The sequence below is a fragment of the Bacillus sp. EB106-02-03-XG38 genome, from assembly GCF_058792175.1.
In genome coordinates, this window is the sequence record NZ_JBYTED010000005.1 from 395267 (window position 1) to 409932 (window position 14666).

Consider the following 14666-nt stretch of genomic DNA (forward strand, 5'->3'; position numbering starts at 1 on the left):
CGACAGAAGGCCCCTCCTCAATTCTCTGAAATGCTCATGGCACCAGTAAATAGATGGGAGATGTATGTCGGTTGGCGTAAGCTAACATGTTTACTACTATAGTCTAAACTTTCTTAGTATAAATTTTTAAAACGTGCTTCAATTTTATCTGGCGTCATTACCCCACCACCAATAGGAATAATTTGATTATCCTTTTGTAAAAGTAATGAAGGGTAGCTATTAACACCAAGCTGTCGAACCTTATTGAAATCATTTTGGACATCTACAATTGTTTCTTGCGCATTTAAACGCTCTAATACTTGTTCAGGGTCCAAACCATGCTCAATTGCAATCTTACGATATGTCTCAGGATCACTTAGGCTTTGTCCATCATAATAAAACGCTTTTTGCATAGCAGACGTGAATTCTAACAAACGGTCTGGCGCTAATGAACGTAAAGCTGAAAAGCCAATTGCAGCATCTTTCGAATTCATTTTAAAAGTCCCTTCTTCCACCAATTTTTGATAGGAAGGACCAAATTCTGCACCTGTAAGTTGATTAATTCTTTTATTTCCCTCTTCTATATATGAGAAATTTTTTATTGGTAGATCATCTAAAAATAACCCCCCACATAAAACTGTTAACGGCATTTCAGTGTGATCTTTGTAAAATCCTTTAATACTTTCTGAAAAACCATAGCACCATCCACAATATGCGTCCCATACGTATATAAGGTTATCTTGTTTTTTCTCCATTTAAATCTCCTACCTTTATTTTTATTAGCTAGTTCAGCTATCACTTAAAAATTCTTAGCTAGCTTTTTGGTTTGTAAAATTGTATCTTTTTTAGAAACCTTATTATTTTCCCCAAATACTAATCTTTCCAAAAAAATATCAACTAAAATTATTCATAAAAGATAACTCTGCACGTTATGGCTCTAAAGCAGGAAACACTACCGATTAAAATATACATAGTTGTTAATATAGTAGTAACTTCCTGTACTGGACGACAACGTATAGACCGCTATCCTCAATTACATATATAAATCTTTTTTCTTAAAACAGGACTTCGTTGTAACTTAACAAGTTACACCTTATGTAACCATATTAGTTACAACTAAATCGAAAGTCAATTCTTTTCTACAAAAAAAATTAAATTTCTACTCTAATGTTTCCACAATTATGGAATTAAAATAAATCTCCTTTACCCTAAATGTCTATTGTTTAAGGTAATGAATTCTAAAAACATCTTCATATTTCTCTTTAAATGGAACAAACTTTCTACTTAGATTGTCTATTCATTATACGTATAAAACAGGTGTTTATGATAAGAGTGATGCAAGAAGAATGTTACCCTATACACTCTTTAATTGTATTGATATTTAGAACACCTAGAAAAAAAACATATATTTTTGAAAGAGGTTGAAAATTTATGATAGTCTTGAACAAGTTTTTTAACATGTTACCTTACAAAAAGATTGTACCTGTATTATTTCTTTCATGCGCAACGCTTATAGGCTGTTCCAATAGTAATACTCAATCTGAACCACCTAAACAGGTCAAACAAGAAAATACAGTTAATCATTCTTTTGCTAAGCTTGAAAAAGAATTTGATGCTAAACTCGGTATTTATGCCTTGGACACTGATACGAATCAAACCGTTACTTATCAATCAGATGAGCGGTTTGCATACGCTTCTACCCACAAAGCTTTAGCCGTAGGAGTACTTTTGCAAAAGAAATCAATAGAAGATCTAAATCAAAGAATTTTGTATACTCGTGAAGATCTTGTTAATTACAATCCAATTACCGAAAAGTATGTTGATACAGGTATGACCCTGAAAGAGCTTGCAGATGCTTCCCTTCGATATAGTGATAATACTGCACAAAATCTTATTCTTAAACAATTAGGTGGGCCAAGTGAATTCAAAAAGTCACTGATAGAAATAGGAGATACTGTTACAAACCCTGAACGTTTTGAACCAGAATTAAATGAAGTGTATCCAGGAGAGATTCATGATACTAGTACCCCAAAGGCATTAGCTACTAGTCTGCAGGCTTTCGCGCTAGGAGATATACTTTCAACTGAGAAACGGAATTTATTAATAGATTGGATGAAAAGGAACACTACAGGAGACAAATTAATTCGTGCTGGAGTTCCGGAAGGTTGGGAAGTAGCTGATAAGACGGGATCGGGATCTTATGGAACCCGAAATGATATCGCAATTATTTGGCCACCAAATAAAAAGCCAATTGTTCTTGCAATACTTTCTAATCATGATAAAGAGGATGCTAAATACGATGATAAGCTTATTGCAGAAGCAACCAAAATAGTGTTAGATGCTTTAAAAACTCCAAATAAACAATGATAGTATTAAGCCATCAGAATTTTTTTATTTTCCGTCACAATACTGTGACGGTCTTTTTGTGTATTTTACAAGAAATCTACCATTATCACTACAAAATCACCTCCATTTCGAACATAACTTTTAATTTTTCCTTTTATTAGTATCCACAAGGATTCCATACTTAGAAATCTCCCACATAACGACCCTACAGTCTATAAGAAATAAAAGTAGTTTAATTCTTAAACATGGATTGTGGAACAACTTTTTTTCCTACTACTTTAAATTCAATTTCACCTTTTTCTCCATACATTAGTTCTATAATTGGAATAGTTACCATTAATTTTTCCTTCTTTTTTCTTTCTGTCTCTAAATCAATTATTTTCATGTCACAATCCCCTTTATTTATTATAAACAAGGAGAAAGCACTCATTTGAGTGCTTTCTCCTTGTTTATAAGTGGACCTTGTAGGACTCGAACCTACGACCGAACGGTTATGAGCCGTTTGCTCTAACCAGCTGAGCTAAAGGTCCAAAGCATAAAATTTATTTCATAAAGCGCATTCATATATATCATTTTACCATATAATGTATCAATTCACTTTACTTTTTATTTAATATGCATATTTACATCGTGGTAAAAGTGTTTATATTCTGTACTCCTAATATTTTGTAATTTGTATTATCTTTTAATACCTTTACAGAGTTCTGTTTAACAGTAAAAAATGTATATATCAATCATATTAAAAATGATATAGTTACAATATTTACTTGTTTATATTACCAAATACTCTTATGCTATATTGTTTAATATCAGAAATAGTAACTAAATTATATGCCTGTTTCATTGTGTTAAAGCAATTATCTATCTCCTCTTTTTCTAAGATAGATTTACACATATCATTATCTTCTGATTCTAGATCAGCTACTGCCCATGGTAAGTCAAATAGAATCATTTTCTCTAAACTCTTCCCACTATAACACCCTAAAGTATTAACTACACACTCTAATAGTTCCTTTTCTATTTGAGTTAACTGATTTGTACTATCATAATTAACTTCAAGATTGTCGTACTGATATCCTTTGTATTTATCAAAAATAACTCGATATACCGGACCGTGACTTCCTACTTCACAATCATCTTCAAATAAATATGTTCCAGTAAGCACCTTACAAAATCCTTGCGCATAGTATAAAAGTCTTTGAAGAGCTAAAGGAGTAACATCATCATTTTTATATAGCAAATAGTTAGCAACTTCCTCGATTTTCGTAGTCTGCGTAGAAATAATATCATCATTTTCCTGTAGCTTTGCGATTGCTTCTTTAGAGACTCTATATGCTTTTTGAGTAATTAAATCTTTATTTCTTTCCAAAATATCTAGCATAAAAGATTGATCTCTACCTAATCTTTTCAATATATCCGAGTACTGTTTTGTCGGAATATCTCCATTTACATACCTTGTTAGGGTAACCTCTCCCCAACCTAAAAGTAAAGACAATGGACGTTTTCCAATTTTATATTTTTCTAAAACCTCTCTTATTTCAGAAATAGTAACTAACTGTTCCTGTTGTCTATAAGCATGATCTAATTGTTCTAAATTATAATCATGAATGTTAGGAACAAATATTTCAGATTTACACTCCTCGCAATTTGCTTCTTTACCTACGTAATGATATTGCTTCCCTCTAATGACTGTCACTTTTGGAACATCTTTAGTAGAATACTTTACCATATCTCGACAAAACTCACATAAAACCAACATAAAAATCCTCCCTCATTTTAAAACCATTAGTCACTTATCTTTACCTAAAAAGATAAGTGACTGGTTTATTCCTTTTATGAAAAGAAACAACTATCATGTATTTGTTCCTGTCCTTATTTTCAATTAGATTCATCTTAATATATATGTCTACTGACTTCTTTTGTCCCCAATTATCTAACTCATATTGTGGACAAAAGATATATAATTTTTCATGAGCAAAATTTGGATTTTTATTATCAACTGCATAACAAAAATCACGTACGCGTATATTAAGAAGAATCTCTTTCACCTTACTAGCGTTAATCTTATTTGCCTCTAAAAATTCACTATTCTCTTTCCTTTTTTCATTTCGAGAAACCGTAAATCGGTTATTTTTAATTAACTTTTTAAACTCTAATATGTACTGCTCAATCTCCCCGATTGTAAAATTAGTGTGCTTTTTTGTCTCCCTATTTTGAAAGCTAATATTCATTAAAATTCTTTCCCCTTTCAAATCGTACCTCATATTTACTAGAAAAACAAGAAAAAACGTATCAATTGATACGTTTTTTTAATTAACAGTAAACTTCCATTCTCTCCTCTTATAATCAGAACGTTTATGTCGTCTACGAAACTTCTATATGGTTGTTTTGCTGTAATTTAATTCGTAAATCAATTACGTATCTACTTTAGAATCACAGCTTCATTAAACTTCTGATGAATAAAATCTTTATTTAACATAAAGCATGTTTCTCTTGTATCATCAAAAAATCTCTTATAGCCCCCTGTACCACTTCCTTTTGTTGAAACAACCAATTTAAGCTCCTTTCCTACATCATGTGAAGCTTTAGGAAGTTTACGAATGTCCCCTGTTTCAATTGTCTCCTTTATCATGTTATAAGTTTTCTCAAACTCATTCACTTCTTCAGGAGTAAATGTAACCTTAAAAATTTTATCCAGAATCCTTTGGCCATTACCTAGCTTCTTACCATCTTTCTCTCCTAGATAACCTACATATATGAAAGTTACTTCCTCAAAGAATGTTTTCCAGGAAGACTCTTCCCAAGAATTTTCAAAATCTGCAAGTTGCAAAGTTCTGAACGTTGCTTTTTCTATAGGACTGTTATCTTCTCGAATTGGTATATTTTTAATTAGAAAATTAGATTTACTGAATACCTCATGCTTCTCTGGTAATTCCTTATCTGTACCTACTATCCTATTAGATACCATTTTACTAATACTGTTAGGAATTTTTTTAGCTGGATCACGCTTCTCAAAAAGATTTAATATATCTAATTGATTCATCCCCTTATACGGTTTTAGTTGATTCCAAATGTATCCTTCAGGTGTGACAAATACATTAGATTTTTCACCTCTGTCCATTCTTTCTACATGGCTTCTCAAAACACCACGAAAGAAAGAATTTTTTAAGGAAAATGCTCTTGTAGGTGCAGAGATTTCCGAATTAGGCTGTTCTGCTTTTTGTCCTTTCTGTCCTTTTGTGGCCGCCCCTAGAATAACGGTATCGCCCTCAGACAATTTATGAGCAAGTCCTTCTAGCACTTTTTGCTTTATTGTATAAAAATCATTTCGGATTATTGCTTCATCTTGCGACATATCATAGAGTTAAAAATCTCGAATTATAAAATCTCCATACGGAACACCTTTCATATATTCGTACCAAATAATTAGCAACTTTTTGTTCTTAGAAACAACTTTGCTAAACTCATATTCTTCATGAATAATATTTTTATAGTTAATCATGCTTAAAGAAATTCTTTCCTTTGCCGACCATGATCCATTTCGAAGTTTATTAAAACCAGAAACTTTCAACTCAATTCCTAATTCCCCAAAGTCTGCCTCAGGACTATTATTTAATTCATAATCATAAAATCCTGTCTCAACAACCTTACCTAGTATTCCTTTATCGTTACTATTTCCTTGTAAGATTCCTTTTGTATCAATTTCTTTAAAACTCTTCCCAATAATTCCTTCCGTAAATGCTACTAGTTCTTCCTCTGTTTTAAATTTCATACTCATCCCCACCTATCTTTCGTTATTATTTAGTTACTAAAACTGAACAATTAACTATTCATACATTAAAATAAAAAAACTACATACCCCTACGAATCAATTACTCGTAATTGTTCTCTTCCTATATAAACTTTCTTTTTTAATCTGTTATTGTATACAGAAATACATTTTCATACTTGTTTCCACCACAACAAAAAAGGCTTCGTCAAGTCGATTAATTGTGCATAGCAAAATAAGCTATTTACACTAATCGGCTCAAAGAAGCCCTTTCAAAATTAAAGTAAGAACAAAACTTACTTCTACAACTCAACCACAACACATAAGGTGTGGGAATAAACGGAATCAAGTAAACTAATAATATACCTATATATTACAAAAAAAGTATATTTATATCAAGATATTTTCAAAAACTAAAATACTACTATTTTTCTATTCATTTAATTTTATTACATTCTTTTTTGACTTTTCATTTACTTACATTCCTGTATATGTCACATCAAAATTTTTTTACTATATTTGTATTTAAGGATTCGTTGCTCACGTTCATGAATTGATTATTTTTTAGATTCGCTATAAATATTTCAAGGAAATCATAATAATCTTTGGAGAAATTATTGTTTTTGTAAAGATTCAATTTCTCATCAAATCTCTCTCTGTCACCTAAAGGGAAAAATAAACAAATACCAGTGGCTTTTTTCCAAGGGCTTTTCACATTATAAACTACAGCCTGATCAACTGCACTCATAATTCTTCTTGAATAAAATGGATATTGAGAATACATTTGTTTTGCCAAATCTCCCAAGTCTACCATTTCTGAATCCTCTGGGCCATCCATTTTTCCGTACTCCTCTACATTACGTCTTGCAGTAAGGATAGATTGAAATTTATCATCATTTAATACATCTACTTTCAATAATCTTGCTATATCATCAAAAGCTTTTGTAATAGGTTTTACCTTAGACAAATCTATCACAGACATAGCTATATCATCATCTTCTTCATTTTCTATGGCTTGCTTATAAAAACCATCTGCTATGATTCTTCCCAACTCTGCTCCATTCATATTTGGTTTATTTAATAACTTTTCAAATGTATATATATAATTTAAACCATGACCTGGAACCATATCTTCTGAACCAACAATATAATTAGCATACTTATTTATATAACTAAGAGTTTCTAGATTTGTAACTAAACAAGCATCAAATGCTACAATCTCTAGCTTTTTTCTTGTTTTTTCATAAGTGTCTTTAAACGTTTTTTCTAGTTCTGGCAATGTAAGTGGATCCAATCCAAATCGTTCATCATGACCATATCCATATACAGATCCCGATCCATGCCCCCATAAAATCACAGCATATTTTTCTGCTGGATACTTTTCCATACCCCAAACCATAAAATCGCTAAGTGTAGATGATTCCCCCATATTCTTAAATCCAACATCCTCAATTAATTGTAGGGAATCTTTTTGAATGATCCATCTTTGATTGGTTTCTGGATTAATCGCAGGTGTATGCCATTTTTTTGCTCCACCTGTTTCCATAACTATGTTAACTTCTTCTGAAGATCCTATCTTCAGCATCTCTTTTAAATCTTCAGAAGCTAGCTCAAAATCACTCTCTAAACTAGAACCATCCAAATAAACCATCACAGTATATTTTGCTTTATTTACCTTATTTGTATCTGCTGAAACTTTTATTACATTATCCTCTACTAGACTACAAACCCCTATTAAAAACATTAATATTAATAGTATCCTATACGTTTTTTTCATCTTTATAGCCCCCTTTTACTTTTAAATTGATTCATAAGTAAAGCTCGCATAAAACAATGTATAGAGTTATATTCAACAAAATAAATCTTCACATTAAAATATTAGCTGTATTTCTTAGCTTGAATAGAGTACAGCTCTGCATACTTCCCATCTTTAATTATTAATTCTTCATGGGTTCCTTGTTCTGTTACATGTCCTTTATCCAAATAAATGATATGGTTTGCTAATTTTGCAGTACTTAACCTATGCGTTACAATAATAACAGTCTTATTATCCGCCAGGTTTGATAAAACTCTTAATATTTCATCTTCAGCGTATGGATCAAGTGCTGAAGTTGGTTCATCAAATATTAAGATTTCTGCTTCTTTATCACGCATAAATGCTCTTCCAATGGCAATTCTTTGCCATTGTCCACCTGATAATTCTTGTCCACCAAATAATTTCCCCAATTGAGTGTCATATCCATCTGTCAAGGTAGGAAGCAATTCCTTTACATTGCTTTTATCACTTGCTAGTTGAATCTCATGAATATTATTAATATTTTTCACATCACCAAGGCCTACGTTTTCCCTTAGTAACATTTCGTACCTTACAAAATCCTGTAAAACTGCTGTACACTTTTTTTTGTATTCAGTTGAATCATAATCGTTTAAGTTTTTATTATTATAGTAAATCGAACCTTGACTCGGATTATATAGTCTTAATAATAATTTAATAAGCGTCGTTTTTCCTGCTCCATTTTCACCAACTAATGCAGTAATTTTCCCTTGGGGGATGTGCAATTTCTTTATACTAAGAGAACTTTCTTCTGAATTTTGATATGAAAAATCCACTTGCGATAAATAGAAACCCGAATCTTTCTCCTGACCCTCTACTAAAGATGAATTTACTCTCTTAGGATTAGGAAATTGAATAAAATTCAGTAAGTTCCTTAAATGCCTTCCTTCCCTCGCCCCTATAGCAATTAATGCAAAATACTCATTAACGCCTTCACATAATTGGATGGTCATACCTAAAAATAAAACTACACTTCCAATTGATACTTCATTATTAATCGCACTATAAATAATAAAAATTATGCTGAAGGAAATTACACAAGATTGTATTAGCCCCCAAAGTAGACTATGAACAGCTAATTTTCTTTGATCTTTACTTAAAGTTGCTGACAGCTTTTGTACCGTCTTAACATATTTCTCTTTAAAAAAAGGTGTTAAGTGAAATAATTTTACCTCTTGCGCTAATTGTGGTAATAGGGGAACTGACGTATAATATTCAGCTCTCCTCCTTAATTCCATTAATTCTGGCCTACCTTCAAATGTTGCTTGATTTAAATTTACCTCTTTAATAAGTTTTGGAATAGAAACTACTAAAAGTAGAAATGGATACCACGGTAAGAGAGAAAATAGTAATGCAACACTAGCTATAATCTTTACGGTGCCTCCAAATGATTTCATGATTAAATCAATCCACATTGTAATCCAATACTCATTATTTCTAAAAGACCTTATTTTGTTATAAAGTTCTTTATCTTCAAAAAACTCAAGACTCTCCAATGTATTAGCTTTTTTCATAATTAATACATCGATATACATCTGTAGTTTCGCTACCAATAACCTTTTTTTCACTTCAAAAAAAGGATTAAATAAATCTGCAGTGATTGTGAGAATAATGAATGTAATAATTATCCAAAACGTGAAATTCGAGTTTAATAATGCTGCAGGATCTTTTGATAAATCATCAATTACCTTAGTACTTAACCAAATAAGCAATGGCTGAATAATTGATTCCAGTATTTTAATGAGCATAATGTAGGTAAATCCCGCTTTATCAGCTTTCCATAGCATTTTTAAAGAAGCCAATGTTTCCCTTGTAAATTTATAAGTATGATATACCTTATTGAGACTTTTCATTTTTCACAGTCCCCTCTAAAGAAAAACTAGATGCTTGCATTAAATACATCTTTGCATATTCTCCTTGCTTATCCATTAATGCTTCATGCGAACCTTGTTCAATAACCTCTCCATCCTTAATTACAATAATAGAATCCACCATTTTTACAGTACTAAAACGATGCGAAATTAATAATACTGTCTTTTGTCTCGTTAATAAATAAAATTGATTGTACAATTGCTCTTCTGATTTAATATCTAAAGCGGCTGTAGGTTCATCCATTATTAGGGTAGAAGCGTTTCTAAAAAAGGCCCTAGCTAGTGCTATTTTTTGCCATTGTCCACCTGAAAACTCTATGCCATTCCATTCATTTCCTACCATTGTTTTATAGGAATCTGTATAACTATTAATTTTCTCGTGTATACCAACACGTTTAGCTATTTCTTGAATTTGTTTCTTATTTTCTATACTTTCATAATCACCAATTCCAATGTTCTCATCTATTGCTAAACCATATTTTCCAAATGATTGAAAGATGGCAGAAATATGTTTACGCAGATGCTGAATATCTATTTCTTTTATGTTTATATTATTAATTAGAATTTCCCCTTCATTGGGATCATAAAATCGACAAAGTAATTTTACAATTGTACTTTTCCCTTCACCATTCATTCCTACAATGGCTGTACTTTGCCTTGCATTCAGTCTAAAACTAAGATTTCTTAGAATTTTATGTTCATTATTAGTTGGATAACTAAAGCTTACATTTTTAAATTCAATATTCATTTCATGCAAATCTACAAATTTAGAATTTGGAGAGATTTGGACATCCGGCTTTAATTTAACAAAATCATGAAAATCTCCCCCCATTCTCCAAAGCTCAAGTGTTTCAACAAATTCATTGGAAACATTTCTTAATAATACATTTAATTGAAATAAGGCAGTTAAATATAAGGCGATATCTCCTATTGTCAAAGAAGCATTACTTATTTTATAAGTTATCCACAAATACCCTAATCCAGCCACTCCCCCAGATAATAAACCAGTTAAGGTAATTGGAATTAAAGATTTTGTTTGAATTTTTTTATATGCTGAAAAAACTACATCAAATGTTTCTTTATATTGCTTCAAAAAAAATTCACCCAAATTAAACAATCTAACTTCCTGTACGGTATTTTTTATTAATAAATTATCCCTATAATATGACATCTTTCTTCGATTTGATGCAAATTCATTTTCATATACCCATTCCATTGCAGTAAATTTATTTGCATATATGACATAAGGGATAGCGCTTACAATTAATATCACCGCTAAAAGAGGAGATAGCGTACCAACTACTATGATGATACTAATTAAAGAAATTCCTCCTGTTATTACACTGCCCGTTGATTCAACTATTTGCATAGGTAACCAACTAGTACTGTCTCTTAAAGTCTCAAGTTTATCCCTATATTTCGTTTCTTCAAAAAAACGCATACCTGGCATTTTTTCTATAGCTTCTAAAAGTGTCGTATTAATTGTTAACATAGATTTTTCACCTAATAACTTTTGAATCCAACTGGTAATTGATACAGAGAAAATTCCTATAACAAAAGTTGAACAATATACAATTCCCCAAATAAACACGTATGTATCACCAGGATTTGCATTTTTAATTCCATTCAGAATCTCTCTTGTAGCAAATAACTGTATAGCAACAATTAATCCCTCAGCACTAAGTAAAACTAACAAAACTATGACCAAAATCGGACTAGATTTCCATATTATTTTCCCTAAAAAAAAAGCTATGCTCATCGTATTTTTAAAATTGAGCATACGCTCTTTACAAAAATTAAACATTGCTCTCCTCTACTTTCAATAGAATGTTGCTTGTTTTAATTCTGAAGAAAAAATACACTTTCCTATATTACGAGGATCCACTGGTTTACTTCTTTCTAAAATATAATCTCTTCCCTTTTCAACTTCTTGTAACCAAATTTCTAACTCTAAAACAGAACGTAAATATTGAAAACTCATCCCTAAATCATTATTTGGATCATTAGATCTTATTAACATTGCAATTAAGTGGTCTCTATATTTCTCCTTATCAATAATCCCTAATTCCGCCACAAAATTCTTTTTATCTTTTGAGAACAATTGTAAAATATTATGTTTTTCATTTAATAAACATTTTCTAGCCATGTGCGCATAAGTGGTTTTTATTTTTCTATTCAATAAATAATCTGGTAAAACATCCTTAAACGCTTTTCTCATCAATTGTTTAGACCCTTTATAATATCCATTTTTATGCCCTTCTAGTAAATCGTAATGTTCTTCAGGTGGAACGCAAAAACTAAGTTCAATCATTTTTTTATCATAAAACGGGTACATATAATCTGTTGCTACCCTAGTTGTATCTAAACATCTTGCCCTTGGATATAAGTAATCATAGTGATATCGGTGTCCCCAAAGTTTAAAATCCTTACTTTTTTTATACTGCTCATACTCTCTTTGATTACCTTTATTTTCACGTTCAATATGTTCTGGGGTAAAAAATGGCATATTTGCTTCCACTTTTTCAGCCCAAACGGTCTTATAGTATAACCTCTCGTTTAAACCTGGAATAAATGGTGCAATTCCATAAGTAAATGTTTTATCTAAGAATCCTCCTACCTTTTTATCAGACCAATTCCATAATTTTGATACTGCTTCTTTAAACTTTTTCTGTCTAAGTAAAGAATCAATGACTAATTCCTCTCCACTCGCTACATAATCTCCACCATCGCCAGATATGGAACGATTGGCACCAACTTCAATAGAGATTGCTGCTACAACTTCATCATACAAAGGATTCCCTCGTGGATCAGGTCCATCTATATACCACATCGGATCTCTTCCTATTTCTGCATTTAAAATCTTGTTAATATCATCCCCCATAATAATGGCATGTTCAATGTTTAAGTCTTGTAATAACTTAGTTACAAGTTCTTTATCATGACTAAATGACATATCATTAGATTCAAAAGATAGATTAACTCCAAAAATAGAGGAGCTTGAGCCATTGGCAATTGCAGCTCCTAAAATATTTCCTGAATCTAAGCCTCCACTTACATCTAAAATTGTCTTTTTATCTGATATACGAAGTTGAACAACATCAAGCATTGTCTGTCTGAACTCATCCACATAATCCGTAATATTCGTATGTTTTACTTTATTAAGTAGATTATTTAGTCCCCAATACGAACGAATACTTAATTTATCATTTTTATTCCATTGTAAAATTGAGGCTGGTGGTAATCGATAAATACCTTTAAAAAATGTTTCATTGCTATATTCCGCTTCACTAATTGCAAATTGTGTAGTTGGATAATTTAAGCATGCGTTGTAATTAACTGTAAAAGGAATTTCATAATTTAATAGCAACGTTCTTAAATCATTTGATGCACAAAAGAAATCGTCATTTGGATGTTTATAATAATAGATTGGCCTCGTCGCATAAATGTCATTAGCTATTACAAGATTATCCATATTTCGATCAACATATGTAATTGTGAAATCACCATTAGCATTTTGTAATTGATAATCTATATTTGATGTTAAACCCTTATACAGATTTTCCCTAGCTTTTGATGTTAAACTTTCAACATAAGAATGCTTTAAGGAATCACTTAGTACACCATTCATAATTAATGGAGTAGCTAAAAAGGAAATTTGCTCATTGGTCTTTTTATGAGAATCTTTATAAGAGAAATCAACTTCACTTAAAAAAAATCCCTCTCTATCAAAATTAAGTTGGTTACTTATCTTCATTGAACTTAACCAATTTCTTAAATTCTTGCTCCATTGTTTTTTTATAGTATTATTTTCTCCCCACATAGCTATCCACATTCTCATTTTCCGTAACCCACCTTTCAACTCCATCTCTCATTTTAAATATATGCATTACTTGTAATTTCCCAAGATGATTTTGAGGATCAATAACTTCTCCATTCTCCAACTCAACCCAAGCATGAGAATGTAACTTTTCATCTATTTTTTTAAATCCAATTTTTAATTTTGCATCAATTCCATTTGAATATAGGACAATTTGATTTGTTAAAGAAATAGATACACATGAGGCGATTAAAGCGTCTTGTTCATCCATTTCATATAAATATTTACTAAATGTTATCAGTTCTTTTATATTTATCGGCATTGCTTTTCTCCTTTTAGCACTTTCATACATTGGAAAGAACTGAATGGAGACTTTATTAAACACAACATCAAATGAATCCTCAATTAACAATCCTCTTACTAAATTATGTAAAGCGACAAAATATTCTTTAGAGTTATTCATATTTATCAACAACCATTATTAATTTATAATTAATTAAATCCATTACACTTTCATCCACTAATTTTTGTATCTCCTCTTTAGAATTATCGAATTTAGATAAAAATTCTTCTACAATTGATTTTTTTTCAAATAAATTCTGATTAAAATTATCCCAAATTTCTTTATGAGCACCCTCTAGGCCATAGTATTCACCTTCACTAATATGCAACACAATTGTCTCTTCCTCATTAGCAATAGAAGTGACAGTATTAGAATTCTTTTTTAACAGCATAATTGTCTCCTCCTTCATTTTTTAAGAAGAATAGTAGAACTAGATTTCTACTATTCTTCTTAGATAGTTCATAAATCAAGTTTTCTATTTTACAATTTTTAACGCCTACGGACTCCTTTAGCTCTAGTGCCATCACCTGGCTTCTTTGTCTTAGCTAAGGTTACCGCCATAAACGATCCGTATCCCTTTACTTTCCCTACTTCTAATTTTTTCATTTTTCTTCCCTCCTATCCTCTTTATTTAAGAACGTTTATAGTCCTTTACGAATTCCTTTTGTTCTTGTTCCGTCACCTGGTTTGTTTTTCTTTGCTAATGT

Annotated in this window: 15 protein-coding genes and 1 tRNA gene; 1 reads left to right on the plus strand and 15 read right to left on the minus strand. The window is 31.1% G+C overall.

The annotated features are described in order from the left end of the window. Nucleotides 1–113 precede the first annotated feature (113 nt). Entirely contained in the window at nt 114–734 is a 621-nt protein-coding gene (locus AC3WTI_RS22610; protein WP_071757609.1) for a DsbA family protein, read from the minus strand. A gap of 685 nt (nt 735–1419) precedes the next feature. Between AC3WTI_RS22610 and bla the strand changes: the two genes are divergently transcribed. Further along, on the plus strand, nt 1420–2346 hold the full coding sequence (gene bla, locus AC3WTI_RS22615; protein WP_370452653.1) for a class A beta-lactamase: 927 nt from the start codon (nt 1420–1422) through the stop codon (nt 2344–2346). A 211-nt stretch (nt 2347–2557) separates the two neighbouring features. Here the strand turns inward: bla and AC3WTI_RS22620 are convergent, their stop codons facing one another. The 14 genes from AC3WTI_RS22620 to AC3WTI_RS22685 form a co-directional block, all read right to left on the minus strand. Beyond that, nucleotides 2558–2710, minus strand: coding sequence for a hypothetical protein (locus AC3WTI_RS22620; protein ID WP_153597078.1), 153 nt, complete (start codon nt 2708–2710; stop codon nt 2558–2560). A 71-nt stretch (nt 2711–2781) separates the two neighbouring features. Continuing rightward, nucleotides 2782–2855 (minus strand) — tRNA-Ile (locus tag AC3WTI_RS22625). A gap of 233 nt (nt 2856–3088) precedes the next feature. Next, nucleotides 3089–4084: a type II toxin-antitoxin system antitoxin SocA domain-containing protein gene (locus AC3WTI_RS22630; RefSeq protein ID WP_144488469.1), complete on the minus strand. Its 996-nt coding sequence runs from the start codon at nt 4082–4084 to the stop codon at nt 3089–3091. A 40-nt stretch (nt 4085–4124) separates the two neighbouring features. Then, complete coding sequence (locus tag AC3WTI_RS22635; protein WP_179861595.1) at nt 4125–4556, minus strand: hypothetical protein; 432 nt, start codon at nt 4554–4556, stop codon at nt 4125–4127. Nucleotides 4557–4747: 191 nt separating this feature from the next. Next, the gene (locus AC3WTI_RS22640; protein ID WP_253621793.1) at nt 4748–5680 is read right to left on the minus strand and encodes a PDDEXK family nuclease; all 933 of its coding nucleotides are present in this window, start codon (nt 5678–5680) and stop codon (nt 4748–4750) included. Between the two features lie 9 nt (nt 5681–5689). Beyond that, nucleotides 5690–6097: a MutH/Sau3AI family endonuclease gene (locus AC3WTI_RS22645; RefSeq protein ID WP_253621794.1), complete on the minus strand. Its 408-nt coding sequence runs from the start codon at nt 6095–6097 to the stop codon at nt 5690–5692. A 496-nt stretch (nt 6098–6593) separates the two neighbouring features. Continuing rightward, entirely contained in the window at nt 6594–7871 is a 1278-nt protein-coding gene (locus AC3WTI_RS22650) for a clostripain-related cysteine peptidase (RefSeq protein ID WP_097841732.1), read from the minus strand. Between the two features lie 101 nt (nt 7872–7972). Beyond that, a complete protein-coding gene (locus AC3WTI_RS22655; RefSeq protein ID WP_097841733.1) occupies nt 7973–9781 on the minus strand; it encodes an ABC transporter ATP-binding protein in 1809 nt (602 codons plus the stop codon). Further along, a complete protein-coding gene (locus tag AC3WTI_RS22660) occupies nt 9765–11603 on the minus strand; it encodes an ABC transporter ATP-binding protein (RefSeq protein WP_097841734.1) in 1839 nt (612 codons plus the stop codon). The genes AC3WTI_RS22655 and AC3WTI_RS22660 overlap by 17 nt, the downstream gene beginning before the upstream one ends. Nucleotides 11604–11618: 15 nt before the next feature. Further along, nucleotides 11619–13619, minus strand: coding sequence for an asparagine synthase-related protein (locus AC3WTI_RS22665; RefSeq protein ID WP_492304464.1), 2001 nt, complete (start codon nt 13617–13619; stop codon nt 11619–11621). Next, nucleotides 13603–14079, minus strand: a complete 477-nt coding sequence (locus AC3WTI_RS22670; protein ID WP_016135747.1) for a lasso peptide biosynthesis B2 protein — start codon at nt 14077–14079, stop codon at nt 13603–13605. The genes AC3WTI_RS22665 and AC3WTI_RS22670 overlap by 17 nt, the downstream gene beginning before the upstream one ends. Further along, entirely contained in the window at nt 14072–14350 is a 279-nt protein-coding gene (locus AC3WTI_RS22675) for a PqqD family protein (RefSeq protein WP_016135746.1), read from the minus strand. Before AC3WTI_RS22675 ends, AC3WTI_RS22670 begins: the two co-directional genes overlap by 8 nt. Before the next feature lie 98 nt (nt 14351–14448). After that, the gene (locus AC3WTI_RS22680) at nt 14449–14565 is read right to left on the minus strand and encodes a lariocidin family lasso peptide (RefSeq protein ID WP_423778875.1); all 117 of its coding nucleotides are present in this window, start codon (nt 14563–14565) and stop codon (nt 14449–14451) included. Nucleotides 14566–14600: 35 nt separating this feature from the next. Beyond that, nucleotides 14601–14666, minus strand: a 66-nt coding sequence (locus tag AC3WTI_RS22685) for a lariocidin/triculamin family lasso peptide core domain (RefSeq protein WP_492304466.1), incomplete at its 5' end; no start/stop codon positions are given.